At 71.3% G+C, this 24,417-nt stretch carries 26 protein-coding genes; 11 read left to right on the forward strand and 15 right to left on the reverse strand.

Going from position 1 to position 24,417, the window contains the following annotated elements; all coding sequences use genetic code 11:
* Positions 1-36: 36 nt before the first annotated feature.
* The 8 genes from QC283_RS30330 to QC283_RS30365 form a co-directional block, all read right to left on the reverse strand.
* A complete protein-coding gene (locus tag QC283_RS30330; RefSeq protein WP_279564929.1) occupies positions 37-696 on the reverse strand; it encodes a UdgX family uracil-DNA binding protein in 660 nt (219 codons plus the stop codon).
* A gap of 103 nt (positions 697-799) precedes the next feature.
* Positions 800-1,963: an aminofutalosine synthase MqnE gene (mqnE, locus tag QC283_RS30335; RefSeq protein ID WP_279564930.1), complete on the reverse strand. Its 1,164-nt coding sequence runs from the start codon at positions 1,961-1,963 to the stop codon at positions 800-802.
* A gap of 44 nt (positions 1,964-2,007) precedes the next feature.
* Positions 2,008-2,466 carry an Lrp/AsnC family transcriptional regulator gene (locus tag QC283_RS30340; protein WP_007443788.1) on the reverse strand — a complete coding sequence of 153 codons (459 nt, stop codon included), beginning with the start codon at positions 2,464-2,466 and terminating at the stop codon, positions 2,008-2,010.
* 115 nt (positions 2,467-2,581) lie between these two features.
* Positions 2,582-3,271 (reverse strand): UbiX family flavin prenyltransferase, encoded by a 690-nt coding sequence (locus QC283_RS30345; RefSeq protein WP_279564931.1) that lies wholly within the window; start codon positions 3,269-3,271, stop codon positions 2,582-2,584.
* A gap of 108 nt (positions 3,272-3,379) precedes the next feature.
* On the reverse strand, positions 3,380-4,381 hold the full coding sequence (locus QC283_RS30350; RefSeq protein ID WP_279564932.1) for a helix-turn-helix domain-containing protein: 1,002 nt from the start codon (positions 4,379-4,381) through the stop codon (positions 3,380-3,382).
* Positions 4,378-5,214 carry a peptidoglycan-binding protein gene (locus tag QC283_RS30355; protein WP_279564933.1) on the reverse strand — a complete coding sequence of 279 codons (837 nt, stop codon included), beginning with the start codon at positions 5,212-5,214 and terminating at the stop codon, positions 4,378-4,380. The genes QC283_RS30350 and QC283_RS30355 overlap by 4 nt, the downstream gene beginning before the upstream one ends.
* 347 nt (positions 5,215-5,561) lie before the next feature.
* Positions 5,562-6,467, reverse strand: a complete 906-nt coding sequence (mqnP, locus tag QC283_RS30360) for a menaquinone biosynthesis prenyltransferase MqnP (RefSeq protein ID WP_279564934.1) — start codon at positions 6,465-6,467, stop codon at positions 5,562-5,564.
* The gene (locus tag QC283_RS30365) at positions 6,464-7,921 is read right to left on the reverse strand and encodes a menaquinone biosynthesis decarboxylase (RefSeq protein ID WP_279564935.1); all 1,458 of its coding nucleotides are present in this window, start codon (positions 7,919-7,921) and stop codon (positions 6,464-6,466) included. The genes mqnP and QC283_RS30365 overlap by 4 nt, the downstream gene beginning before the upstream one ends.
* 91 nt (positions 7,922-8,012) lie before the next feature.
* Here QC283_RS30365 and QC283_RS30370 point away from each other — a divergent pair, with 91 nt between their 5' ends.
* Positions 8,013-8,393, forward strand: a complete 381-nt coding sequence (locus tag QC283_RS30370) for a PLD nuclease N-terminal domain-containing protein (RefSeq protein ID WP_279564936.1) — start codon at positions 8,013-8,015, stop codon at positions 8,391-8,393.
* An 80-nt stretch (positions 8,394-8,473) separates the two neighbouring features.
* Here the strand turns inward: QC283_RS30370 and QC283_RS30375 are convergent, their stop codons facing one another.
* Together QC283_RS30375 and QC283_RS30380 are read right to left on the reverse strand one after the other, a co-directional pair.
* Positions 8,474-10,375, reverse strand: a complete 1,902-nt coding sequence (locus QC283_RS30375; RefSeq protein ID WP_279564937.1) for a serine/threonine-protein kinase — start codon at positions 10,373-10,375, stop codon at positions 8,474-8,476.
* 122 nt (positions 10,376-10,497) lie between these two features.
* Entirely contained in the window at positions 10,498-12,372 is a 1,875-nt protein-coding gene (locus tag QC283_RS30380) for a protein kinase domain-containing protein (RefSeq protein ID WP_279564938.1), read from the reverse strand.
* Between the two features lie 291 nt (positions 12,373-12,663).
* On the opposite strand from QC283_RS30380, the gene QC283_RS30385 reads away from it, so the two are divergent.
* Both QC283_RS30385 and QC283_RS30390 read left to right on the forward strand, forming a co-directional pair.
* Positions 12,664-13,104, forward strand: a complete 441-nt coding sequence (locus tag QC283_RS30385; protein WP_279564939.1) for a peptidoglycan-binding domain-containing protein — start codon at positions 12,664-12,666, stop codon at positions 13,102-13,104.
* 107 nt (positions 13,105-13,211) lie between these two features.
* The gene (locus QC283_RS30390; RefSeq protein ID WP_279564940.1) at positions 13,212-13,655 is read left to right on the forward strand and encodes a peptidoglycan-binding domain-containing protein; all 444 of its coding nucleotides are present in this window, start codon (positions 13,212-13,214) and stop codon (positions 13,653-13,655) included.
* A 107-nt stretch (positions 13,656-13,762) separates the two neighbouring features.
* On the opposite strand, the gene QC283_RS30395 is transcribed toward QC283_RS30390, so the two are convergent.
* The 4 genes from QC283_RS30395 to QC283_RS30410 all read right to left on the reverse strand — a co-directional run bounded on the left by QC283_RS30395 (position 13,763) and on the right by QC283_RS30410 (position 16,878).
* Complete coding sequence (locus QC283_RS30395) at positions 13,763-14,683, reverse strand: hypothetical protein (protein WP_279564941.1); 921 nt, start codon at positions 14,681-14,683, stop codon at positions 13,763-13,765.
* A 16-nt stretch (positions 14,684-14,699) separates the two neighbouring features.
* The gene (locus QC283_RS30400; protein WP_279564942.1) at positions 14,700-15,599 is read right to left on the reverse strand and encodes a helix-turn-helix domain-containing protein; all 900 of its coding nucleotides are present in this window, start codon (positions 15,597-15,599) and stop codon (positions 14,700-14,702) included.
* A gap of 261 nt (positions 15,600-15,860) precedes the next feature.
* Positions 15,861-15,974, reverse strand: a complete 114-nt coding sequence (locus QC283_RS30405) for a DUF397 domain-containing protein (RefSeq protein ID WP_279564943.1) — start codon at positions 15,972-15,974, stop codon at positions 15,861-15,863.
* Positions 15,922-16,878 (reverse strand): helix-turn-helix domain-containing protein, encoded by a 957-nt coding sequence (locus QC283_RS30410; RefSeq protein ID WP_279564944.1) that lies wholly within the window; start codon positions 16,876-16,878, stop codon positions 15,922-15,924. Before QC283_RS30410 ends, QC283_RS30405 begins: the two co-directional genes overlap by 53 nt.
* Positions 16,879-16,983: 105 nt before the next feature.
* Here QC283_RS30410 and QC283_RS39485 point away from each other — a divergent pair, with 105 nt between their 5' ends.
* Positions 16,984-17,610: a DUF7848 domain-containing protein gene (locus tag QC283_RS39485; protein WP_336620673.1), complete on the forward strand. Its 627-nt coding sequence runs from the start codon at positions 16,984-16,986 to the stop codon at positions 17,608-17,610.
* A gap of 45 nt (positions 17,611-17,655) precedes the next feature.
* On the opposite strand, the gene QC283_RS30420 is transcribed toward QC283_RS39485, so the two are convergent.
* Positions 17,656-18,030, reverse strand: a complete 375-nt coding sequence (locus QC283_RS30420; RefSeq protein ID WP_279564945.1) for a MerR family transcriptional regulator — start codon at positions 18,028-18,030, stop codon at positions 17,656-17,658.
* Positions 18,031-18,096: 66 nt separating this feature from the next.
* Between QC283_RS30420 and QC283_RS30425 the strand changes: the two genes are divergently transcribed.
* The 7 genes from QC283_RS30425 to QC283_RS30455 all read left to right on the forward strand — a co-directional run bounded on the left by QC283_RS30425 (position 18,097) and on the right by QC283_RS30455 (position 24,409).
* Positions 18,097-18,432 carry an EthD domain-containing protein gene (locus QC283_RS30425; RefSeq protein ID WP_279564946.1) on the forward strand — a complete coding sequence of 112 codons (336 nt, stop codon included), beginning with the start codon at positions 18,097-18,099 and terminating at the stop codon, positions 18,430-18,432.
* A 28-nt stretch (positions 18,433-18,460) separates the two neighbouring features.
* Positions 18,461-19,261 (forward strand): MerR family transcriptional regulator, encoded by an 801-nt coding sequence (locus tag QC283_RS30430; RefSeq protein WP_279564947.1) that lies wholly within the window; start codon positions 18,461-18,463, stop codon positions 19,259-19,261.
* Positions 19,262-19,389: 128 nt separating this feature from the next.
* Entirely contained in the window at positions 19,390-20,793 is a 1,404-nt protein-coding gene (locus tag QC283_RS30435; RefSeq protein WP_279564948.1) for a condensation domain-containing protein, read from the forward strand.
* An 88-nt stretch (positions 20,794-20,881) separates the two neighbouring features.
* On the forward strand, positions 20,882-21,589 hold the full coding sequence (locus tag QC283_RS30440) for a tRNA-dependent cyclodipeptide synthase (protein WP_279564949.1): 708 nt from the start codon (positions 20,882-20,884) through the stop codon (positions 21,587-21,589).
* Between the two features lie 11 nt (positions 21,590-21,600).
* Positions 21,601-22,431 (forward strand): class I SAM-dependent DNA methyltransferase, encoded by an 831-nt coding sequence (locus QC283_RS30445; protein WP_279564950.1) that lies wholly within the window; start codon positions 21,601-21,603, stop codon positions 22,429-22,431.
* On the forward strand, positions 22,428-23,462 hold the full coding sequence (locus tag QC283_RS30450; protein ID WP_279564951.1) for a squalene/phytoene synthase family protein: 1,035 nt from the start codon (positions 22,428-22,430) through the stop codon (positions 23,460-23,462). The genes QC283_RS30445 and QC283_RS30450 overlap by 4 nt, the downstream gene beginning before the upstream one ends.
* Entirely contained in the window at positions 23,459-24,409 is a 951-nt protein-coding gene (locus QC283_RS30455; RefSeq protein ID WP_279564952.1) for an SAM-dependent methyltransferase, read from the forward strand. The genes QC283_RS30450 and QC283_RS30455 overlap by 4 nt, the downstream gene beginning before the upstream one ends.
* The last annotated feature ends 8 nt before the right edge of the window (positions 24,410-24,417 follow it).

The raw sequence follows: 24,417 nt of genomic DNA on the forward strand, positions 1-24,417 counted from the left end.
GCCCATCTTAACCATTACGAGAGTGTTGTGCCGCCCTTACGCGAGTGCTTGTGCCGCCACCCGCAGATCCGAGACCAGACCCCGGTACGCGCCGTCCCGGTCCTCGGTGGGCGCCCGCAGTACCGCCGACGGGTGCACGGTCGGCACCAGCCGTTCCGGGTGACCGTGGATCTCTTCCTCCAGCACCGTGCCGCGCACCTGTGTGACGCGGAAGGAGGAGCCGAGCAGCGCCTTGCCGGCCGTGGCGCCGAGCACGACGATCAGTTCGGGTTCCACGCGGGCCAGCTCGGCGGCCAGCCAGGGGCCGCAGGCGGTCATCTCGCGCAGGGTGGGCGCCTTGTGGATCCGGCGCTTGCGGGGCTCGGCCCGCGTGAACTTGAAGTGCTTGACGGCGTTGGTGACGTACGCGTCCGCCGGGTCGATGCCGGCTTCCGCCAGCGCGCGGTCGAGGAGTTTCCCGGCGGGCCCGACGAAGGGTTCGCCCTGCCGGTCCTCCTGGTCGCCGGGCTGCTCGCCGACCAGCATCACGCGGGCGTCCGCCGTTCCGGCGCCGAACACGGTCCGGGTGGCGTCCCTGTGCAGCGGACAGCCCCGGCAGTCGGCGGCGGCCTTGCGCAGGGCGGGCAGGCCGCCGCGCGCGGGGACGAAGGGTTCTGCGGTGTAGCGGTCCTCTGGGGCGGTCGTCCGTGGGTTCACGGCTACCGGGTACCCCGCTTCTCACCGACCGAGTCGGGTGGTGAGTGGGCGAGGAGGGCCCTCCAGGGGGCGGAACCCTGGAGGGCCTTAGGGCTGAGGCCCTTCACACCCGCATCGGCTGCGGCGAGTCCCTGCGTGCCGCGTCGGGGCCCTCGAACTCCCGGAGGATCTCGTACCGCGTGTTGCGCTCGACCGGCCGGAAACCGGCGTCGCGGATCAGGTCCAGCAGATCGTCGCGGGTCAGTTTGTTCGGCGTGCCGAAGTCGTCCGCGTCGTGCGTGATCTTGTACTCGACCACCGAGCCGTCCATGTCGTCGGCGCCGTGCTGAAGGGCCAGCTGGGCGGTCTGCACGCCGTGCATGACCCAGAAGACCTTGACGTGCGGGACGTTGTCGAACAGCAGCCGCGACACCGCGAAGGTCTTCAGCGCCTCGGCGCCGGTCGCCATCTGGGTGCGGGCCTGGAGCCGGTTGCGGACCTTGCCGTCCTTCATGTCCACGAAGTCGTGCTGGTAGCGCAGCGGGATGAAGACCTGGAAGCCGTTCGTCTCGTCCTGGAGCTCGCGCAGGCGCAGCACGTGGTCCACGCGGTGGCGCGGCTCCTCGATGTGGCCGTAGAGCATGGTGCACGGGGTCTTCAGACCCTTCTCGTGCGCCAGGCGGTGGATGCGCGACCAGTCCTCCCAGTGGGTGCGGTGGTCGACGATGTGCTGCCGCACCTCCCAGTCGAAGATCTCGGCGCCGCCGCCGGTCAGGGACTCCAGACCGGCGTCGATCAGCTCGTCGAGGATGTCGGAGGCGGACATCCCGGAGATGGTCTCGAAGTGGTGGATCTCGGTGGCCGTGAACGCCTTCAGCGAGACGTCGGGCAGCGCGGCCTTCAGTTCCCGCAGCGAGCGCGGGTAGTAGCGCCACGGCAGGTTCGGGTGCAGGCCGTTGACGATGTGCAGCTCGGTGAGGTTCTCGCCCTCCATCGCCTTGGCGAGCTTCACCGCCTCCTCGATGCGCATCGTGTACGCGTCCTTCTCCCCCGGCTTGCGCTGGAAGGAGCAGTACGCGCAGGAGGCCGTACACACGTTGGTCATGTTGAGGTGGCGGTTGACGTTGAAGTGGACGACGTCGCCGTTCTTCCGCGTCCGCACCTCGTGCGCGAGGCCGCCGAGCCAGGCCAGGTCGTCCGACTCGTACAGCGCGATGCCGTCCTCGCGGGTCAGCCGCTCCCCGGAGCGGACCTTCTGCTCCAGCTCCCGCTTGAGCCCGGCGTCCATGCGATACCTCTTTCTGAGACTGACTCGTCAACCGTACGCCCCTGCTACTGGACCTCTTCCGGCAGCTCGCCCACCCGGTTCTCCCACTTGGTGGAGAGCACGATGGTGGTGCGGGTCCTGGACACGCCCTTCGTGCCCGACAGCCGGCGGATGATGCTCTCCAGGCCGTCCACGTCGGCCGCGCGCACCTTGAGCATGTAGGAGTCGTCGCCGGCGATGAACCAGCAGTCCTCGATCTCCCGCAGCTCCTTGAGCCGCTGCGCCACGTCCTCGTGGTCGGCGGCGTCGGAGAGGGAGACGCCGATCAGGGCCGTGACGCCGAGGCCGAGCGAGGCGGCGTCCACGGTGGCCCGGTAACCGGTGATGACGCCGGCCGCCTCCAGCCGGTTGATGCGGTCGGTGACGCTGGGTCCCGACAGTCCGACGAGGCGCCCCAACTCCGCGTACGAGGCCCGGCCGTTCTCCCTCAGGGCCTGGATGAGCTGCCTGTCCACCGCGTCCATGCGATCGAAGCCTTCCACTGAAGAGTTCTGAAGATGTGGGTAACAAACGTGTGGGGGGAGGTGGTGCGGTTCTCGGGTGTTGTTCGGTGATCCGCGGCTGGTGCCCGGATGGTGCTCAGCCGGTGGCGCGTGCCCCGCCGAGGTCACCGCGCCAGCGGCGGTAGAGGTCGTGCCCGACGTCCGCCGCGTCGAGTACGCGCCCGGCGACGAAGTCCACCAGGTCCTGGATGTGCGTCGCCCCCGCGTAGAAGGCCGGCGAGGCGGGCACCACGGTCGCGCCCGCGTCGTCCAGTGTCACCAGGTGCCGCAGCGTCCGGCCGTCCAGCGGGGTCTCCCGTACGGCCACGACCAGCTTGCGACGCTCCTTCAGGGTCACGCTCGCGGACCGCTGCAGCAGGTCCTTCGACAGCCCGAGCGCGACGCCCGCGACGCAGGCCGTCGACGCGGGCACGATCAGCATGCCCTTGACGGGGTACGACCCCGAGGACGGCCCGGCCGCGAGGTCGCCCGCGCTCCAGTACCGCACCCGGTCGCCGGTGAGGTCGACGTCGAAGGTGTCCGGCTTGCCGTCGGCGCCGCGGGCCAGCCACTCCCGCAGGTCTTGCTGCCAGTGGGCGTCCCGGAAGGAGATGCCGGTCTCGTCGAGCAGGGTGAGCCGCGAGGCCCGGCTGACCACCAGGTCGACGCTTTCACCGGCGTCGAGCAGCGCGCGCAGCACCGAGGCGGCATACGGGGTGCCGGAAGCGCCGGACACCCCCACGATCCAAGGCTTGCGCGGCGTCTTTCCTGGCTTGACTGGGTTCACGGCACCGAGCCTATCCGGCGTCGCGGAGTGTGAACCCGCCAAGGGTGCCCGGCCGTACCGGACCGGGTTGCCCGCTGTGCCTTCCGCCGTTCCGAGACGGGTCCGGGGTCAGGTGCCGAAGCACTGCTCCGGCCCACCGTCCACGGGCAGCAGGCAGGCCTGCGCCGCCGTCGGTTCGCCACCGGTCATCAGGGTGTAGACGTAGCCCTCGGCGTCGTGCCGGTCCCGGATCACCGCGTGCCGGGTGGGACGGCCCGGGACCCTCAGCTCGATCCGGTCCCCGACCCGGCCCAGCCAGACCCGCGCCCAGAACGCGTCACAGTGCTCACTGTGCCGGATCTCCATGCGGGCCCCGCCGGAAAGACTCGCCTGCGCCACGGCGCCGAACGCGGAGCCCGGCTCGGTACAGCCCTGGGACTCGGAGTCCTCCCCGTCGCACGCCGTGCCCCGGCAGCCGGGCGGTGCCGGAGCCGGCTCGGCGGGCCCCCGGACCAGCGGGACGGCGGTGAGTACGACGGCGGACAGCAGGGCGGAGAGCCCGACCGGCCACCAGCGCTTCCCGATCCGGCGCCAGTGGTGCCAGTGGCGCCATCGGCGGGGCGCCACCGCGCCCGGCTCCGGGGCCGTCGACGAGCCGGCCCCGGAGCGCTCTGGTGCCCGCGCAGTCCGTGTGGCCCCCGTCGCAGGCATCGCAGGCATCGCAGGCATCAGGGGAGTGGGGGGAGTCGGAAGCGTCAGGGGTGTCGGGGGTGCCGGGGGTGTCAGGGGCGTACGGTCCGTGTCCTCGTCGGCCGCCCGCTGCGGTGGGCGGCGCGTCTCTGGCGCGTCGGTGCCCGGTTCGGCCCCGTCACCGCCCCGCTGCCTGCCGCTGCACTCGGTCTCGGCCACCTCCCACAGGGCCATCAGGTGCGCGGGCGGCTCGTCGGCGAGGGCACAGAACTCGGCGACCGTTTCGCGTGGCGGCAGATTGCGCCCGGTGAGATAGCGGTGCCAGGCCGACTTGCTGGCCGAGGTCCGGTCGGCCAGCGCCCCCAGGCTGAGCCCGGTCCGCTTCTTCAGCGCCACCAACTCCGCCGCGAGCCCGGCCAACTCCGTACGCCGCCCGCTCATCGGCGCAGCACCTCCCAGGTGTGCTCACCGATGATCCCGTCGACCACCAGACCGCCGCGGTCCTCCTGGAAACGCTTGACGGCACGTTCCGTCATCGCGTCGTAGGCGCCGTCGACCTCGGCCACCGGGTAGCCGTGGTACTCCAGCAGGCACTGGGCCTCCACCACGTCCCAGCTGATCACCAACTGGTGCAGGTAGGTCCGCCGGGTGTCGCTGTAACCGGCGGTGAGCGAGGCGCCCTTCCGTTCCACCGGGCAGTCGTAGGTGGTGCCGGGCTCGAAGACGAAGTCGTCCGGCCGTTCCCGGTGGCTCGTCCCGCCGCGGTCCCAGGTCGCGGCGACGGTGACGGCCGTACTGGCCAGGATCAGAAGCGATATCAGGTAGGGCGCCCGGCGCCGGGCCCACGCCCCAGGCCCTCTCCCGCCCTGCCGGACCGCCCCGTCCTGCCGGACCGCCCCGTCTGCCGGAGCCGGGCCGTCTGCCGGAGCCGGGCCGTCGGCGGGCACTGCCCCGTCGGCCTCGTCCCGGCCCGGTGCGGTCGGTAAGGAGGCACTCGGTGGAGGAGCACGGAGCCAGTCACCGGCCGCGAGGCCGTGCAGCGCGCACATCCGCTCGCCGTCCTCGCCCGCCAGCGCGGCCAGCTCCGCGACCGCCTCGCGTGGCGGGAGCTTCTTGCCGTTGAGGTACCGCTCCCAGGACGACCTGCTGTACCGGGTGCGCCGCTCCAGCGCGGCCAGACTCATCCCGGTGCGGTCCTTCAGCTCCCGAAGCGCGGTCACCAGGCGCCGGGCGGGCGGGCTGAGTTCTTCGGGCAGAGATCTCCACGGCGCCATGACAGGAGGAAATCCTCTCGTTGCGGGCGTGCTCCCGGGCCTTCTTCCCTTGTGTCCTCTCCCGTGGTGCCCGCTTCCAACGGAAGCGTCCCGGGCCGTGCCCCGGGACAAGGCGTCCGGGGCCGGTCCCCGCTGGTGGGCGGCGGGGACGTCCCGGATCATAGCGCCGCCAGGAAAACAGCCGACAGGCTGGCTCGCGCCTGAACCCCCCGTCCGACCGACCTGACGGGCAGTCAGTCCTCCTCGTGCAGAAAGCGTTTGCGATGCGCACTCACCGGAAGGTGGCTCTACTGGGCGTGGCCCGCCTCACCCGTCACCTGAGTCGCACCCATCCCACGGCCAGGCCTTCACACCGTCAGGCCCCGCACGAGCAGATCCAGCAGCGCGCACACGAACAGGGCGATGCCGATGAAGCCGTTGACCGAGAAGAACGCCCTGTTCAGACGGGACAGGTCGTGCGGGCGCACGATGGTGTGCTCGTAGACGAAGGCGCCCGCGACGATCAGCAGGCCGAGCCAGAAGAGGACGCCGGCGTCGGTGGCGACGGCGTACCAGGCGAACAGCGCCGTGGTGACCGTGTGGCAGGCGCGGGCGCCCCAGATCGCCGCCGGGATGCCGAAGCGGGCCGGGACCGACTTCACGCCGACCTGCCGGTCGGTCTCGACGTCCTGGCAGGCGTAGATCAGGTCGAAGCCGCCGATCCAGATGCCGACTGCGAGGCCGAGGATCACGGCCTCCCAGGACCACTCACCGGTGATCGCCAGCCAGCCGCCGATCGGGCCCATCGCCTGGGCGAGACCGAGGATGGCCTGCGGGAAGTTCGTGAACCTCTTGCCGTACGGGTAGACCACCATCGGGATCACCGCGACGGGGGCCAGGGCCAGGCACAGCGGGTTGAGCAGGGCCGCGGCGCCCAGGAAGACGACGAGGGCGACCAGCGCGCCGGTCCAGGCGTGCCTGACCGACATGGCGCCGGTGACCAGTTCGCGGTGGGCGGTGCGCGGGTTGCGGGCGTCGATCTCGCGGTCGATGATCCGGTTGACCGCCATCGCGAAGGTGCGCAGGCCGACCATCGCGACGGTGACCAGGAGCAGCCGGCCCCAGTGGATGTTCTCGTCCCACTCGTACATCGCGGTGAGGGCGGCGATGTAGGCGAAGGGCAGCGCGAAGACCGAGTGCTCGATCATCACCAGGCGCAGGAACGCCTTGGTGCGCCCCGGCTGCTGCGGTAGCGCGGCGGAAGCCGACGTCACAGTCCGTACTCCTTCCAGCGGCGGTCGACCTTCGCCGCCGTCTCGGGGTCGGACAGCACCATGTCCGGCCAGCCCCCGTCCCGCGTGTACCCCTCCTCGGGCAGCTTCTTCGTGGCGTCGATACCGGCCTTGCCGCCCCAGAACTGCTGGTAGGAGGCGTGGTCGAGGTGGTCGACCGGGCCTTCGACGACGGTGAGGTCGCGGGCGTAGTCGGTGTTGCCGAGCGCGCGCCAGGCGACCTCGTGCAGGTCGTGGACGTCGCAGTCGGAGTCGACGACCACGATCAGCTTGGTCAGGGACATCATGTGGGCGCCCCAGATGGCGTGCATCACCTTCTGGGCGTGCTTGGGGTACTTCTTGTCGATCGAGACGATCGCGCAGTTGTGGAAGCCGCCGGCCTCGGGGAGGTGGTAGTCCACGATGTCCGGGACGATGATCTTGAGGAGCGGGAGGAAGAACCGCTCCGTGGCCTTCCCCAGCGGGCCGTCCTCCGTCGGCGGGCGGCCGACGACGATCGACTGGAGCAGCGGGCGCTTGCGCATCGTCACGCAGTCGATCTTCAGGGCGGGGAACGGCTCCTGCGGCGTGTAGAAGCCGGTGTGGTCGCCGAACGGGCCCTCGGGCAGCATCTCGCCGGGCTCCAGCCAGCCCTCGATGACGACCTCGGCCTGGGCCGGGACCTGGAGCGGGACCGTCTTGCAGTCGACCATCTCGATCCGCTTGCCCTGGAGGAACCCGGCGAAGAGGTACTCGTCGATGTCGCCGGGGAGGGGGGCGGTGGAGGCGTAGGTCACGGCGGGCGGGCAGCCGAAGGCGATGGCGACCGGCAGGCGCTCGCCGCGCCGGGCGGCCACCTGGTAGTGGTTGCGGCTGTCCTTGTGGATCTGCCAGTGCATGCCGATGGTGCGCTTGTCGTGGCGCTGGAGCCGGTACAGGCCGAGGTTCCGGATGCCCGTCTCCGGGTCCTTGGTGTGGGTGAGGCCGAGGTTGAAGAAGGAGCCGCCGTCGTCCGGCCACGTGAAGAGCGCGGGGAGGCGGTCGAGGTCCACGTCGTCCCCGGTCAGGACGACCTCCTGGACGGGGGCGCTGTCGCCCTTCACCTTCTTCGGCGGAACGTGCGTCATCGCGCCGAGCTTCCCGAAGGCCTCGCGCAGCCCGACGAAGCCCTGGGGCAGCTCGGGGCGGAGCAGCCCGCCGATCTTGTCCGAGATGTCGGAGTACGACTTCAGGCCGAGGGCCTTGAGCAGGCGGCGGTCGGTGCCGAAGACGTTCATCGCGAGGGGCATGTCGGAGCCCTTCACGTTCTCGAAGAGCAGGGCGGGGCCGCCGGCCTTGTTCACTCGGTCGACGATCTCCCCGATCTCCAGGTGGGGATCCACCTCGGCCTTGACGCGCTTGAGGTCACCGTCGCGCTCCAGGGCCCTGAGCAGGGAGCGAAGATCGTCGTAAGCCATGCCGTCCAGTATCCCCGAGCGGCTACCCTGGCCCTGTACCTGGGGGCCGTGACGCGTCCCCCACCCCTCGCTTCCGCTGGAGAGAGGCCCCATGCTCCGGGTGCTCATGTTCCTCGTGCCACTCGCGTTGAGCGTCTACGCGTTCATCGACTGCATCAGCACGAAGGACGCCGACATCCGTCACATGCCCAAACCGCTGTGGGCGATCCTCGTGCTGCTGTTCCCGCTGGTCGGCTCGATCTCCTGGCTCATCGCCGGCAAGAAGCGGCAGCCGGCCGGGACCCCGGGAACGGCGCGCGGCGGGCGGCGGCAGTGGGTCGCGCCGGACGACAACCCGGACTTCCTGAAGTCCCTGGGCGACCGGCCCGGTGACGCGGACGAGAGCCGGGGCGAGGACGGCCCCCGGGAGTCCGGCCGGAGCGGCCCCGAGGACGACGAGGACCGCAAGGGTGGCAGGCGGGACGAGACCTGACGCTCCTTCCCGTCAGACCCTGATCAGACCCTGATCAGGACCTGGACCTGGACCTGGACAGGAGCCGATTCGGGGCCTGGTCAGATCCTGGTCCAGCGCTGGGAGGCCGAGCCGGTGCACGTCGTGGTCGTCAGGCCGATCATGGACGCCCGGCGGTTGAGATCGAGGCAGCCTCCCGTGTTGAGGTTCCTGAGCGAGCCGTTCGCCCCCTCCCGCCACTCTCCCCCCGCCTGGCCGCAGGCGGCCCTGACGAGCCAGGCGTTCGCGCTCCTGGCGTGGATGCACTGGGCCGTTCCTACGCTGAGGATCCTGAAGGCCCCGCCCGAGGTGCTCTGGAAGCGGAAGACGGCGTTGTCCCCCGAGCAGTTGCCGTCGTCGATGGGCATACCGACGTACATGCACTTCCCGCTCGATCCGTTCTTCAGCATGAAGCTGCCCGACGCGGAGCCGCCGTCTCCCGAGCCGCCGGGGGCCGGCCCACTCGTCCCGGACCCGGTTCCGGAGTCGGCGGACTCTCCCGATCCGGACGACCCTCCCGCGCCGGATACCCCTCCCGCGTCGGAGGATCCCGAGTCGGAGGAGCCGCCGGAGCCACCGGAGCCCGAGCCGCCGCCGGACGCCTCTTCCCCGGCAGCCGCGTCCCCGTCCCCGCCGGGCGCGGTGCCGTTCCCGCCCCGCTCCCCGTCCTTCTCTTCTTCCTCGCCCTTGTCCTTGTCCTGCTTGTCCTTCTCCCCGTCGTCAGGACTGCCGGAAGCGGAGGCGCTCGGGCCGGTCGAGCCGGTGGCGGAGTCCGCGGGGCCCGGAGTGGCGGTTCCGGCGGCCGCGGGCGGCACGCCCGCGTCCCGGCCCTTGTCCGAGTCGTTCATCACGTACGGCAGCAGCGTGAAACCGAGCGTCGCCCCCGTCACGACGACCGGCACCACGAACGCCAGCACCTTCGTACGGCCACGCCGCTCGCTCTTCTCCGGTTTTCCGCCCGCGACCACGGGGACGGACGGCAGGGAAGGTGTGGGCGGTGCCTCCTCCTTCGGCTCGGGCAGTTGCCCGGGCTCCGGGACCGTCGCGGCGAAAGCCGCCCGCTCGACCAGCGGACCGCTCACCGCCTCGGGCCACAGGGGCGGAGTGAACGGCCCGTGCCGCTCCGCGATCTCCACCAGCTCGGCCGCCGTCGGCCGGCCCTCGTGGTCCTTGTCGAGGCAGGACTCGACGACATCGGCGAGTTCGGCGTCCAGCTCCCGCAACGGCTGGAGGTCGGGTTCCTCGTGCACGATGCGGTACAGCACGGCGTGCCCGGACTCGTCGCCGAAGGGTGGCCGGCCGGAGGCCGCGTACGCGATCACCGAGCCGAGCGCGAAGACGTCGACGACACCGCTCGACGCCCGTTTCCCCGAGGCCTGTTCGGGCGACATGTAGGCGGGCGTGCCCACGACCATGCCGGTCCTGGTCAGCTGGCTCTGCTCGGCGGCCCGGGCGACGCCGAAGTCGATGAGGGTGAGGCCTTCGAGGGTGAGCATGGCGTTGGACGGTTTGAGGTCGCGGTGGACCATGTCCAGCGCGTGCACCGACGCCAGCGCGGTGGCGGCGTCCCGCAGTATGAGCCACAGCGCCCGTGCGGGCAGGGGCCCGTGCAGGTCGACGGCCTCACGCAGGGTGATGCCGGGCACGTAGGCGGTGGCGAACCACGGCGGCCGGGCATCCCGGTCGCCCGCGAGCAGCGGCGCGGTGGCCTCGGCGGGCAGCCGGGAGAGGTTGTCCAGCTCGTGTCCGAAGCGGCGCAGGAAGTCCTTGTCCTCGCCGGCCACCGAGGGCAGCACCTGCTTGACGGCCGCGTACCGGCCCTCGTGGACGCCGAGATAGACGCGCCCCATTCCGCCGACCCCGAGCCGTCCCAGCAGCGGGATCGGCCCGATCCGGCGTGGATCGTCGTTCTCCAGCGGCTCGGCGCCACTGCCCGTGAGGCCGAATCCGGCTTCCCCGCTCAACTCTCTCCCCGTTCACCGGCTGCCGCGAGCTCCAGTGTGGGCCGTCACGGCCACAGATCGAAAGCTACATCTTTAGCATGGCAGCCCCAAGTAAAGCTCTGGGCAGACTTGGTGAGTGACCGTCAGGTGTGTTGTGTCAGCGATTTGATCCGGGCGGGGGCGAGCGCCCGGTCGAAGGCCCGTACGTCCCGGACGGCGCCGGGGAAGAAGTCGGCGGGCTGCCCGTCGTAGGACGCCCGGCCGATCATGAAGGCGCCGGTGGCGGGGATCGGGTCGGTGTCGTCGACGACCGCCTCCTGGACGCCGTTGACGTACAGCCGCAGTGTGCGGGCCTGGCCGTCGCAGACTCCGGTCAGGTGGGTCCAGACGCCGGGGGCGGGCTCGGTCCGGCCGACGGCGCGCAGGCCGGGGCGGGCGAAGGCCCAGCCGTTGTCCGCGCTGGAGTACTGGAGGTAGAAACCGCTGGCGGTGCCGCCGTCCTGGCTGACGGCGGTGGCGAAGACAGCCGGCACGGTGGAGAGCCGGACCCAGGCCGCGACCGTGAAACTCCGCCCCGCCCCCGTCTTCAGCACCGGCCCCTCGGTCACGATCTGGCTGCCGGTCCCGTCGAAGGCGGCGCCGCCCCCGCCGGGCTGCCACGCGACGCCGGTCGCGGCGCCTGGGTGTCCGCCGGCGGTGTCCCGCGCGACCGCCCCCGACGCCTCGTCGAGGGGCCAGTGCCCGACGGGGCCCGGGAGGGGGGCGGCGGAGGACGGCGGGGACGAGGGTGCGGGCGCGGGCGCGGTGCCGGTTTCGTCGGAGGCCCCCGACCGGTTGAGCCAGAACCCCGTCCCGACGCCGAGCGCGGCGACCGCTCCCGCGCCGGAGAACAGGAAGGCGCGCCGGCTGCGGCCTCCGCGCGCGCTCGGCGCGGTCGGGCGTACGTCCGGAGGGCCGGCCACCGGCGGCCGCGCGGTGTCGACGCGGGTGGCGGGGTGCGCCCGGTCCACCCGGGTCGCCGGATGCCCCGGATGCGCCTGGTCCACCCGGGACGCCGGATGCGCCGGATGCGCCGGGGGCATCGCGGGAGACGGGTTGACCAGGGTGGGCATCGCGGGGGACGGATTGACCGCGGTGGGCGTCGCGTCCGTACCGGTCGGACGGAGGAACGCCGTCCGCTGACCGGCGTACGGCAGGGCCGTCGCGCTCTCGTCGGCCGGCGGGCCGATCCGGGCGAGGATCTCGCGCGGCGTCGGACGGCGGGCCGGGTCCTTCGCCAGGCAGTCGCCGATCAGGGCACGCAGGGCCGGATCGGTGACGGCGTCCACGTCGGGGGCGTTGTGCACGACGCGGTAGAGGAGCGCGGGGGTCGGCCCGCTGCCGAAGGGGTTGGCGCCGGTCGCCGCGAAGGCCAGGACCGCGCCGAGGCAGAAGACGTCACTGGCCGAGGTGACCTGGTCGCCGTTGACCTGCTCCGGGGACATGAATCCCGGGGAGCCCGCCATGTGCCCGGTCCCGGTGATCGACTCGGCGTCGACGCTGCGGACGATCCCGAAGTCGATGACGCGCGGCCCGTCCTCGGCGAGCAGCACGTTGGAGGGCTTGAGGTCGCGGTGGACGAGGTGGGCGGCGTGGATCGACACCAGTGCCTCGGCCAGTCCGGCCGCCAGCGCGAGCACCGCCCGCGGGTCGAAGGGACCCCGTTCGGCGACCGCCTGGTCCAGCGACGGCCCGGCGATGTAGCTGGTGACCAGCCAGGGCAGGGGCGCGTCCGGGTCCGCGTCGATGACCGGTGCGGTGAAGGCCCCGCTGACCCGCCTGGCCGCCTCGACCTCGCGGCGGAAGCGGTCGCGGAACTCGGGCCGGCGCAGCAGTTCGCCGTGCACCACCTTGACCGCGACGAGCCGTCCGCCCGGGGAGCGGCCGAGGAAGACCCGGCCCATGCCGCCCGCACCCAGCCGGCTCAGCAAGCGGTACTCCCCGACGGAGCGCGGATCGTCCGGCTCCAGCGCTGACACAGATGCCTCCCGGCGTGCGGTTGCCGCCCGTTCTCTCCCCGTACGGGCAGGCCAAGCATAGGGGCAGCCGCACCTCGTCCCCCGAACCCGACGCCGTCCCCCGTCCCAGCTCCGGCGGAATCGGCACAGGTCACCGGGTGGGACGTCTCCGAGGCTTCCCGAGACGTCCCGGAGTCTCCCGGGACGTCTCGGAGTGCTTGCTCATCGGTGGGTGCGAACCCAGGATCGACACCGCCGGGCGAGGGTCCCGCCGGCCGGGCCCTCGACACAGGAGCAGGAGTCTGGAGACGAATGAACCTCAGAAAGAAGCTCGTCGGTGCCACCAGTGTCCTCGCGGTCTCCGCGGGCCTCCTCGGAGCAGGCATCGCCACCGCGCCCGCCGCGCACGCCGCCTCGACCTGCACGACGGCGGTGCTGACGAACATGGGCAGCCACTACTACGCGAACCAGCCGTCCACGAACAGCTGGTCCACGAACTGTCTCCTCTCCCAGGGCAACCAGGGCTACGCGGTGGAGGCCCTCCAGCGGTCGTTGAAGCGGTGTGTGAACTCGTGGACGCAGAACAACGTCGTCGTGGACGGCATCTACGGACCGAAGACCGCACAGGCGGTGAGGTACGCGCAGGCGAAGTACGGCGTCGCGGTGGACGGCGTGTACGGGCCCGACACCCGTGACGCCATGCGCTGGTGGTCGGAGAACTTCGGCAGTGGCGGCGACGCGTGCCGTAGCTGACGTAGCTGACGTAGCTGACGGGACCGCCCGCACGGGCCGTCCACCACCTCGGCCTCGCCCACCGCGAGGCGGGCCCCACCGATTCCGTTCTTGATGGAAGGACCTCCATGAACATACGCCGTACCGCGGCATCCCTCGCCACCCTCGGACTGGTCGCCACCGGCGCGGTCGTCGGCACGGCGGGTACCGCCCAGGCCGCCACCCACTGCCAGGGAACCTCGACGTACTCCAACCAGTACGGCGAGTACCTCAAGCCGACCACGGCGAACGGCAGCCGCAACGTCAACTGTCTCCTCTCCAGCGGTGACGGCTTCAACGGTGGCAGCCAGAACACGGCCGTCAAGCAACTCCAGCGGTCGCTGAACAGGTGCTTCCCCGGCGCTGACGTGGACGTGGACGGCATGTACGGGCCTGCCACCGTCAACAAGGTGAAGGAGGCACAGCGGAGCAAGGGCATCGCCGCGGACGGCGTGTTCGGCCCGGAGACCTCCCGGTACATGAACTGGGCGATGAAGGGCGCGACCGGCTGCACGTACGGCGGCGTCGCCTAGCGCCGACCGCTCGTGGCGGCCCGCCTACGGGGGTGGCGGGCCGCCGGATCAGCGGGTGTACGCGGCGGACGTCTCGATGGTGCCCGGCCCTCGACCGGGACGCCGGGTCACTCGTCTCGGAAGACCGCTTCGGCCGCTGACACGGTGACCGCGCGGGCGAGCCAGTGCCGGAGGACCTCGGGGTCACCGCAGTCCGTGATGCGCGTGCGCACGTCGTCGGAGACGTCGAGACCTCGCTGCTCCAGGACCAGCAGGACATCCAGTGCGCCCTGCTGCGCGCGGCCTTGCTCACGGCCTTGCTCACGGCCCTGCTCACGGCCCTGCTCACGGCCCTCATCGCGGATTTCTTCGGAGATGTAGGACTTGTAGAAGGAGAGGTCCACGGCCACCAGGTTCCTCCAGAGGTGCTTGGCCGGGCGGTTGCCCATGCCCTGAGCGGTGAATTCGATGATGGGGGACGCGACGTCTTCGGGCGCGTCCTGCAACGCGGTGGACAGGGCCTTCAGTATCCCATTGATGACCGGTTCGGCGGCGTGTGTGATGGCCGCCAGACTGGCCAGCACCAGGTCGGCTCGGGCCTCGTCCGGGTCGGTGATCACCGGCATGTTGTGCGGGCCGGCGACCAGGGGCCGCAGGGTGAGCGTGGGCAACTGGGCCGGTCCGCTGCTCACCGCCTGCTGGGCCCACTTCGCCGTCCGGTGGTCCTGGCAGACGACCAGGAGAGCGGTGGGCAGTCGGTACTTCGTCCACAGGTACGAGACGTAGTACGCCCAGCTCGCCGGCTTGTCCGGATCCTTCTTGCCCTGGGCCTCCACGGCCAGGAGGAACGCGTCCTGCTCTGCCGTCTCGAAGCGCAGGAGCGTGTCCACGCGGCGTTCGACGGGGCTGGCCTCGGTGAGGTCGGTCGGCAGAGCCGTTGCACCGACGGGCTTGGGGATGTCGATTCCGAGATAGTGCGAGACACGGCTGAACAGGCCGGGGTCGTGCTGGAAGATGCGGTGCATCGCCTCGTGGGGCGGGCTGACCATGGGTTTCCTTACTGGTTCAGGACTGGGCTGCGGCCAGGTCTCGGCAGGCACGGCAACGGGGTTCGGTCTCGGGGGCCCGGAAGCCTCGGTCGCAGCCCTCGCAGTTCTGGAGCGGATGTCGGACGGGATGCGGTGACGCAGCCGCCGGGGCGCGGTAGGGGGCCGGGGGCGGCAGTCCGTCGGTGAGGCGGTGAGCGAGGAGAGCGGCAGGACGGCGCAGAGGGTCGTCCGGCAGGCCGGTGGTCAGGGCGTGTCGTACGGCTGTGGTGCGGATGTCCCGTTCCAGCCAGGCGGCGACGCCGGGAGCCAGGTGGGCCGTGTCGGTCGCGGAGAGCAGCAGTCTGGAGTCGTGTCGTCGCAGGTCGGCGAGGAGATCGACCGCCGCCTGGAGAAGCACGGGTGCCTTGCTGCTGGGCTGCGGTACGGCGGGGAGCGCCTTGCGGACGCCGCCTGTGCCACTCGGGCGAGGCGCTCGCTCGGACGCCGTGCGTTCGGGTCGTGCCGGGTTTGCCGGCCGGGCGGGACAGGCGGGGCCTGTTGCTCGGCGCCGGGCCCGAGGGTCGTTGCAGGAGACGGTGCGGGTGACGACACGGCCGTCGGCGGCGCGTTCGCGTTCCCGGCGGAGGTAGCCGTGGGCCTCCAGCTCGCGCAGGGCCGCGCCGATACGGACCGCGCCCTCCTTGAAGCGGGCGGTGAGGCTCTTGATGTCCACGGGGGTGCCGACGCGCACCGACTGGATGTACAGGCCCAGGCCTCTCGCCAGCAGGGAGAGGTCCGGGTGCTGGGCGAGGTGGTTTCCGACCACGGTGAAGTTGGCGGTGTGTCGGACGTTGTCGTGGACGACGCCCGAACGGGGCGGGTTGTCGCCATCGGCGGACTGGGCGCGCGGAGGCACGCTAAGGTTTTGGGTACCCATCAGGAAGCCCTAACTTCCTCGGTGGTCAGGCCCTCGTCGAGGACGCAACTCCGCGACGGGGGCTGACATATGTCAGCGGTTAATGCGCTGAGCGTAAGGGAGTTGGGGACCCCGAAAGCCAGCCCAACCGGCGATGTTCACCCGAGCGAGTGAGCCGACGCCGTGGGCGGGAGGGGTGGGGCTTGGTGGGGTTCTTTCTCCCAAGTGGTTCTTATTGGAAATCGCCCGAATCTCCGTGACGCGGAAACCCGAGTGCCGGTGTCAGCGCAGCGCCGAGGTGAACGCGGACCAGGCCTCGCGGGCGATGAACAGGGCGGGACCGTCAGGGTTCTTGCTGTCCCGGACGGGGACGGCGGCGGGGATACCGAGGGCCACTTCGACGCAGTTTCCGCCGTTTTCCCCGCTGTAGCTGCTCTTGGTCCAGGTCGTCGCGCCGGCTTCGTGGCTTCCCATGCTTCTCGTACCCTTCCATCGCGTCGCCGATGACGGCGACCGTCTGGCGAGCCGAAAGTGAGTCCGCCCTGAGCACATCATAGGTGTGGCTGTGCTGCGTGTAAGCGGTCGGATCGCTGTTGAAATGGCCTCGGTCGAGCGATTCCGAGTACACCCAACGCTCCCCCTCGGGCAGCTCGATCAAGGACATGGAGACGTTGGGGCGCAAGAGCTCCGGATAGGCAGCCGGAGCGATCTGGATACGGATGTTGGGACGGCGCCCGAGCTCCAGCAGCGCCGCGCACTGATCCCGCATGACCTCAGGGCTGCCCACCATGTTGCGCAAGCAGCTCTCGTCCATGACGACGACGTAGGAGGGGCCGCCGTCCGCCAGGAAGCGTTGCTGTCGACTCAGTCGTGCCCGGACACGTTCCTCCAGTTCCTCGCCGTCCGTCACCCGCCCGAAGAGTGCACGCGCGTAGCTCTCCGTCTGCAACAAGCCGGGTACCAACCGCTCCTGGTACTCCCGCAGAGCGACGACGACGGCGTCCATCTCCGCTCTGCGCCGGAACCAGTCCGGATGCTCCACCTCCGGATACCAGTCGATCCGCCCCCACAACCGCGCCAGCACTCCACCCGTGCTCAACAACTCGTCGCACGTCTTCGCGAACGTGTCCTGAGGCACCCGCGTCCCCGCCTCCACCCGGGCGATGTGCGACCGGTCGCAGGGGATGCGGACCGCCAGCCCCTCCTGCGTGAGCCCCTCGGCCTCGCGGAAGTGCCGCAGCACCTCGCCGAAGACCGCGGCCGTACTGGCGCCCGAGCCACCGGTGTTGCGTCGGCCCACGGCCTCTCCTCCTTCGTGACAAGGGGCGAGTGTCACGCGTCAAGCGTTGATGGCGACGATCCCCCTCGGCGAACCTCAATACACCCAGAGTGACGGAGGTTGAGGATGGAACCGGTGGAATCGGTGAAACCCGGCACGCTCGTCTACGACCCGCGCACCCGCAGGGTCGGCGAGTACCGGGGAACGGCGGGTCCCTGCGCGATGCTGCGGCCCATCGGCGGTGGCCGGGAGTGGCAGGCGGACCCGGCGCTGATCCGGGCGGCGACGGCCGAGGAACGGCTGAGCGCCGGCGTCTGGGCGGCCAACAACCGTTTCCTTACCGGCGCGTTGACAGCCGAACCGCTGGTCAAGGCCGGACCGCCGCCCGAGCCGGTCACCGGCTGCGCCACCTGTGCCCGGCTGGCCGAGCGGCGCGCACACGCGCGTGCCACCGGTGACGGCAGCGCCGAGACCGACGCCGATGTACTGCTGGCCCGGCACCAGCGTCATGAACACCGTGGCCGTCGGCTCTTCCGCTACGTACCGTTCACGATCGTCCAGGACCCGTCGGCGCTCCCCGAGTACCAGGCGCACTGCGTGTCCGGCGACGAAGCCGACTGCGGTGCCACGTCCGGCCCGTGCCCCGCCCCGGCGGATGTCGAGGAGTGGCAGCGCGGGCACACGCAGGAGACCCGGCACACCCGCTACCGGCGCTGCTTCGCCGACTACGCGGTACTGGAGTGCCGCGCCTGAGCCGGGCGGCGTCCACTGGTCCACACGGTGACCCGAACCCCCGGTTCAGGCGCGGTCGTCCGCCGACCGTGCCAGGTACGCGTGGTTGTCCTGGATGAGGCGGTCCAGCGCGTCCCTGGCGGCCGCGAGGCCGTCGATGGCGCCGGACAGCCGGGCCCGCTCGCGGGCCATGATCTCCAGCGCCTGCCGTGCCCCGTCCTCGCTCGGCTCGGACATGCAGGGCACCATCTCGGCGATGGTGCCGCTGGAGATGTCCGCCGCCAGGAAGGCCCGCACCAGGCGCACCCGCTGGACGTGCTCCTCCTCGTAGTGGCGCTGTCCGCTGGGCGAGCGGGAGCTGACGAGCAGGCCCTGCTCCTCGTAGTAGCGCAGCGACCGGCGACTGGCTCCCGTCCGGGCGGACAGTTCACCGATCCGCATGCCGAAATCCTTCCAGACTGCCGCGCACTTGACCCTCACATTGATGTGAGCTTTTAGGTTAACTCCATGCTGAAGCTCATCTTCATGATCAACCGCGTCGAGGGAATGTCGTACGAGCGTTTCGTCGAGCACCACCGGGACCGGCACGCGCCGCTGTTCACCTCCATCCCGGAGGCGGAGCGCCACGTGCGCAAGTACACCGTGTCCCACCCGGTCCCCGCCGGGAACTATCCGGACCGGGCCTACGACGGCCTGACGGAGATCTGGTTCGAGGGCTGGGAGGACCACGACGCCTTCTTCGCCTCCGACAACTACCGGACGCTGGTCAACCCCGACGAAGCACGCTTCATCGACATGGACTCGGTGGCCGTGATGGTCACCGAGGAGAAGGAGATCATCTGACGGACCCGGCTGCCCTAGGCTGCGGGCCGTGACGCCAGACGACCGCCGTCTCCGCACCGTCGACCTGGCCCGGTCGGCCGGTCTCTCGACGCAGCAGATCCGCAACTACGAGGACGCCGGTGTCCTGCCCCCGGCCGAGCGGACCGAGTCCGGGTACCGCGTCTTCGGCGAGGTGCACCGGCACGCGCTGCTGACGTACCGGACCCTGCGCAAGGGGTACGAGCCGTTGACGGCGACGCGGATCATGCGGACCGTGCACGACGGGGACGTCCCCGGCGCGCTCGCCCTGGTCGACGCCGCGCATGCCGCCCTGCACGAGGAGCGGGTCTCGCTGCGGGCCGCGAGCGAGGCGCTGGAGGCGCTGGCCCGGGAGGAGCCCGAGCCGTCGGCGGAGCGCTCGGCCGGGGACGCGTTGCGTGTCGGCGAGGTGGCCGCGCTGATCGGCGTACGGACGTCCGCGCTGCGGGTGTGGGAGGCGGCGGGGCTGCTCGCGCCGGGGCGGGAACGCGGCACCGGGTACCGCGTGTACGGTCCCTCCGACGTCCGCGACGCACGGGTCGTGCGCGTGCTGCGCCGCAGCCACCACCTCTTCGACCAGATCCGCCCCGTACTGGAAGGCCTGCGGCGCGAGGGCGGCAGTGCGGCCCTGCGGGCGGCGGTCGAGGCGCGCGGGCAGGCGCTCACCGCGCGGACACGGGCGATGCTCGCGGGGGCGGGCGCCCTCCACGCCTACCTGGAGGGAACGGCGAACCCGTCCTTGGAGGGAACGGCGAACCCGTCCCTGGAGGGCACCATGGCCCCGTCCCTGGAAGGGACGACGGCCCCCTAGCGGAGGCCGTACCGCCGTTCGAGGAGCCATCCGTTCCGTTGAACCGTGCCGACACACCAGGTGCGCGGTCGCGGACACGGCATTCCCTTGGTCGGGTCTGCCTACATCTGCGAACGGAGACCCCCCTCGTGCGAATGACCGACATCCAGCGCTGCGAGATCCGGCCCGGGCGCCTCGTCGAATGGACGCTCAGTCCCAGGACCCTCGACATCGCGGCGTCGCTGCCCGAGGACACGAGGCCGCCGGCGTACATCCAGGAGTCGCACATCCGTACCGCCCGGTCGATGCGCGAGGACGGCCTTTCCGTGCCGACCTGGCTCGGCACGGCCTTCGACATCCCGGGCCCGGTCGACCTCGACGTGCTCCAGGAGGCGCTGCGCGCCTGGACGCTGCGGCACGAGACGCTGCGCAGCGGCTTCCGCTGGAGTGGTGAGGCCGGCGACACGATGCGCCGGTTCACCCTGGACGCGGACGCCGTGTCCCTGCGCCGTACGGACGTCGGCGACTTCCCGGACGCCACCGACCTGGCCCGCCACCTCCGGGACCGCTTCGACCACGTCGCGGACGCGCTGCGCTGGCCCAACCTCATCTACACGGCGGTCGTCCGCGACGACGGCGTCAGCGTCTACATGGCCTTCGACCACAGCAACGTCGACGCCTACTCCATCTACCGCATCCCCGCCGAGATCCACGAGCTGTACGCGGCCGGCGTCGAGGGCCGGACCGTGCCGCAGCCGCGGGTCGGCAGCTACGTCGACTTCTGCGAGGCCGAGCGGGCGGACGCGGACCGGATCGACGGCGCCCACGACATCGTCGCCCGCTGGCGGGAGTTCATCCAGCGGTGCGACGGACGGCTGCCGTCCTTCCCGGTCGATCTCGGCGTGCGGCCCGGCGACGCGCTGCCCGAGCAGCGGCTGCTGCGCGAGCCGCTGGTGGACGCGGCGGACGCCGCCGCCTTCGAGGCGTACTGCCGCCCCTACGGCGGCAGCCTGGTCGGCGTCCTGGCCGCCACCGCGCTCGTCGTCCACGAGATCGGCGGGGAGCCCGTCTACCGCACGGTCGTGCCGTTCCACACCAGGTCGCGGTCCCAGTGGTCGGATTCCGTGGGCTGGTACGTCGGTGGTGCGCCGATCGAGATCCCCGTGGCGCGGGCCCGCGACTTCCCGAGCGCCCTGCGTGCCGTCCGCGCCGAACTGCGGGCCAACCGGCGGCTGGCCCGCATGCCGATCGACCGGGTGTTGCGCCTGCTCGGCACGGAGTTCCACCCGACCTCGCCCGACCTGTACTCGATCGTGTCGTACGTCGACGCCCGCGACGTCCCCGGCGCCGGTCAGTGGGCGGACCAGACGGCGTACGCGCTGCTCAGGGTGTCGTACGGCGACCAGGTCTGCGCGTGGGTCACCCGGCTCCCGGAGGGACTGTGGTTCGCGAGCCGTTACCCGGACACCGACATCGCGCACAAGAACCTGCGGCTGTACGTCGAACGGCTGCGGGACATCGTCACGAGCGTCGCCCGTCCACGTGCCCAGTAATTGCCGTCCACCCCTCCCCTATTGCCTCCCTCACCCGTCAGGCGTCGGTCAGAGTTTGCGAATCGCATCAGCTGTGTAATGTTCCAACGTGTCGGAACCCGCAAGCTTTTCACTTGAGCCACTGACGGAGCAATGTGCTTCGATTTGCGCTCGCAAGGAGCATGTCGTTCTCGGGGTAAGCCCGGGAAACAGCTATTTCCGGGTCGCCCTGCTCACCGATCTGCTTCGGTGGCTCAGCGGCAATTTCGCGCGGGTGGACGTAGTCGTCCCGGACGCCGCGCTGATTCACACCTTCACCGCTCTCGGTTACGCACCCGATCGTGCGGCCGGCAAGGTACGGGCCGAGATCAACGTGCTGCGCAACCGCGTCGCCCGCGCCTGGACCGCCGCGGGCGGCCCACGCGGCGGCGACGGCGCCCATCTGATGTCCGAGCTCACCGACCGGGCCGCGTACCGGAAGGCGCTCGCGGAGTGCGAGGCGGCCCTGCTCACGGACGCGGAGTTGAGGGCGGCCTGCCGGGCCGCCAGCCGGGAGGTGCTGCTGTCCCGGCGCCCGGCGACGGAGCCCACCGACGACGAGGTCGAGACAGGACTGCGCTACCTGCTCGCGGAACTCCCCTTCTTCGTCGCCTCCGCGGACATCTTCGACGCGCCGTCCTCCCTGACCTTCTACCACCGCCCGTTTCCGCTCGCCGACCTGATCTTCTCCAGGCGCACCGGACTCGCGGTATCGGCACGACAGGCCTATGCCCTCATCCGGCCCGTCGATCTCGCCGTCGAAACCACGACACGATAAGGGAAGTCCCCATGAGCACCGAAGCACTCGCCCACACCGATCCCTACGCCAACCTCGCGGCATCGTACGACCGGCTGGCCGAATGGGCCGTCACGGAGCAACAGGAATCCGCACGCGGCCACATGGCCGATTTCCTCCAGGCATTCTGGGAGCCCGGGCCCCATTCGGTGCGCCGGGTGCTGGAAATCTGCTGCGGTACCGGCCTGATGCTCTCCGAACTCACCCGGCGCGGCTACACCGTGACCGGACTGGACCGGTCACCGGCGATGCTGGAGCAGGCCCGGCGGCGGCTGGGCGCGGACACCACCCTGCTCCTGTCCGAGCTGCCGGAGATCCCGGCCGAAGCCGGCGAGTTCGACGCCGTCATCAGCGCCGCCGGAGGGTTCAACTACCTCTCGGAGCAGCGGATCGACGCCACCCTCGCCGCCGTGGCCCGCCTGCTCCCGCCCGGCGGGACGTTCGTCTTCGACGTCTACGGCGCCGGGTTCTTCGCCAAGCTCTTCGACCCGGCCGAACCGCGCGTCATGGCACTGGAGATGGAGGACACCTCCTACATCTGGACCTTCACCACGGCGGCCGACAGTGCCCACTTCGACATGGCCTACAGCCAGTTCCACCGTGCCGGGGACGGCATCGAGGGCCGTGCCGGGGGCGGTGCCGGGGAGTCCTGGGTCCGTACCCGGGACCTGCACCGCTTCTACCGGCTGCCCCACGACACCGTCCGCCGCCTGGCCGCCGAACACGGCTTCACCGGAGTCGAGGTCCACGACAACTACACGTCCGCGCCCTCCGGCCCGCACACGCTGTACGACACCTGGACCCTGACGCGGGGGACCGCGTGACCGCCAAGGACATCCGGGCGGCGAACCTGCGAGACCCGGAACTCTGCCGCGCCTACGCAGCGTGCGGATCCTTCCTCCGCCGCAACTTCGTGGCGCACTACTTCCCGCTCCGCCAGCTGCTGCCCCCCGGCAGACGCCCCTACTGGGACGCGATCCTCGCGCTCTCGATACACGTCGACGACCTCATCGACGACGCCCGTGTGCCGGTCCCGGAGCGCATGGTCCGCTACGACGCCTACACCCGCGACTTCTTCGCGCTCCTGGACGGCCAGGACCCCTGGACCGGGCCGCCGTCCTCGCGCCAGGACCGCCTCGGCCGGGCCTTCGGCCGCGCCTTCGCGCACTTCACCCGCGTCTGGGACATCCCCCGCGAATCCGTCGAGCTGGCCCTGACGAACATCGGCGCGGACCTGCGCGTCACCGAGTACGCCTCCTTCGCGGACCTGGAGCGGCACATCCGCAGCACCGGCGGCGAGCACAACATGTGGCTCAACGCCCTGCTGGGCTCTCGCGCCCACCACAGCGAGGAAGCCAGGGAGCACGCCGTCTCCGCCCTCCTCGGTCTCCAGCTCACGGACAATCTCCGCGATCTCCGTGAGGACCTCGCGGACGGCCGGCTCTTCCTCCCCCTCGACGACCTCAAGGCGTTCGGGCTCGACCGTGCCGAGCTGGAGGCCGCCGCCCGGGACCGCCGTATGACGGACAGACTGCGCGACCTTGCGCGCTTCGAGGCCGAGCGCGCGCGTGGCCACCTGGACCGGGCCGCCGACTGGTGGCGCTGGGCGGACGCCGACGCACGGGAGCTGCCCCGGCAGTACGTGAGTATGGCCCGGTGCGTCCTGCGTCAGGTCCCGCACTCCCGCCACGACGTCTTCCACGCCCCCGCCCTGAGAGGGCGGCTGGCCTGCGTGACGGCCGCGGGCGCCGGCCTCGCCCTCGGCTACGCCCGCAGGGCGGCCAACCGCCGCTTCACGTCGCCCGGGAACAAGGCCGACCCCGCCCACGCCCTGAAGGGAAGCCGCCCGTCATGACGCCGGACCAGCTGCTGGACACCATCGGTGACTACTACGACTCCCACGCCGAACTGGCCCACGCGGTGCTGGGCACCCGGGCCATGCACAAGGGCTACTTCACCGGCAGCGCGGACCCCGCCACGTACGCGGAAGCCGCCGACCGGCTCACCCGGACGGCCGGGCGACGACTCCGGCTCGGCCCGGACCACGCCCTGCTCGACATCGGGTCCGGCGCGGGCCAGCCCGCGGTGCTCCTGGCCGAGGAGACGGGGTGCTCCGTGACCGGCGTCGACGCCACCCCTGGTCAGGTGGCCGCCGCGCGGCGACTGGCGGCGGGCGCGGCGGCCCCGGGCCGAATCTCCTTCGAAACCGGTGACGCCAGACGGCTGCCGCTGCCCGCGGACGCCTTCCACCGCGCCCTGATGATGGAGGTCGTCTCCCACCTGCCCGACACGGCCGCCGAAGGCAAGGCGGCGGCGTTCGCCGAAGCGGCCCGCTGCCTGCGCCCCGGCGGGCTGCTGGCGGTGGTGGACATGGTCCTGCCGCCGGACGAGGCGTCGGGAACGAAGGCGGGGCCGACCGGAACGGAGGCCGAGCCGACCGGGCGGGAGGCCGAGCCGTGGATGGACGACGTCCCCTCCGTGCACCTGAGCACCCGCTCACGGCTCCTCGAGCTTCTCCGCGCGGCCGGGTTCGAGATCCTGGAGGTCGAGGACCTGGACCGGTACACGTGCCACAGCGGCCCCCGGACCCGGCGTGAGTTCGACAGCCGCCGCCCCGGCCTGACCGACGCGTACGGACACGACGCCGTCGAACGGGTCGCCCCGGTGCTGGAGCAGGTGGCCAGGGCCGACGAGCATCTCGGCTACGTCCTCGTCACCGCCCGGGCACGCCCGAGGCCGTCCGGCGGAAGACGGCGGAGGCCGGTCCCCCGCGACCTGGGTCGCGGCGAACCGGCCTCGTGAGGCTCCTG

Source organism: Streptomyces sp. DH41, assembly GCF_029813785.1.
Lineage (GTDB): Bacteria > Actinomycetota > Actinomycetes > Streptomycetales > Streptomycetaceae > Streptomyces.

Excerpts from the sequence above, each read along its gene's own strand:
- mqnE (WP_279564930.1), bottom strand. The coding sequence starts at position 1,963 with ATGGACGCCGGGCTCAAGCGGGAGCTGGAGCAGAAGGTCCGCTCCGGG.
- QC283_RS30340 (WP_007443788.1), bottom strand. The coding sequence starts at position 2,466 with ATGGACGCGGTGGACAGGCAGCTCATCCAGGCCCTGAGGGAGAACGGC.
- QC283_RS30350 (WP_279564932.1), bottom strand. The coding sequence starts at position 4,381 with ATGAGCGGGCGGCGTACGGAGTTGGCCGGGCTCGCGGCGGAGTTGGTG.
- QC283_RS30355 (WP_279564933.1), bottom strand. The coding sequence starts at position 5,214 with ATGGCGCCGTGGAGATCTCTGCCCGAAGAACTCAGCCCGCCCGCCCGG.
- QC283_RS30365 (WP_279564935.1), bottom strand. The coding sequence starts at position 7,921 with ATGGCTTACGACGATCTTCGCTCCCTGCTCAGGGCCCTGGAGCGCGAC.
- QC283_RS30370 (WP_279564936.1), top strand. The coding sequence starts at position 8,013 with ATGCTCCGGGTGCTCATGTTCCTCGTGCCACTCGCGTTGAGCGTCTAC.
- QC283_RS30385 (WP_279564939.1), top strand. The coding sequence starts at position 12,664 with ATGAACCTCAGAAAGAAGCTCGTCGGTGCCACCAGTGTCCTCGCGGTC.
- QC283_RS30390 (WP_279564940.1), top strand. The coding sequence starts at position 13,212 with ATGAACATACGCCGTACCGCGGCATCCCTCGCCACCCTCGGACTGGTC.
- QC283_RS30395 (WP_279564941.1), bottom strand. The coding sequence starts at position 14,683 with ATGGTCAGCCCGCCCCACGAGGCGATGCACCGCATCTTCCAGCACGAC.
- QC283_RS30400 (WP_279564942.1), bottom strand. The coding sequence starts at position 15,599 with ATGGGTACCCAAAACCTTAGCGTGCCTCCGCGCGCCCAGTCCGCCGAT.
- QC283_RS39485 (WP_336620673.1), top strand. The coding sequence starts at position 16,984 with ATGGAACCGGTGGAATCGGTGAAACCCGGCACGCTCGTCTACGACCCG.
- QC283_RS30420 (WP_279564945.1), bottom strand. The coding sequence starts at position 18,030 with ATGCGGATCGGTGAACTGTCCGCCCGGACGGGAGCCAGTCGCCGGTCG.
- QC283_RS30425 (WP_279564946.1), top strand. The coding sequence starts at position 18,097 with ATGCTGAAGCTCATCTTCATGATCAACCGCGTCGAGGGAATGTCGTAC.
- QC283_RS30445 (WP_279564950.1), top strand. The coding sequence starts at position 21,601 with ATGAGCACCGAAGCACTCGCCCACACCGATCCCTACGCCAACCTCGCG.
- QC283_RS30455 (WP_279564952.1), top strand. The coding sequence starts at position 23,459 with ATGACGCCGGACCAGCTGCTGGACACCATCGGTGACTACTACGACTCC.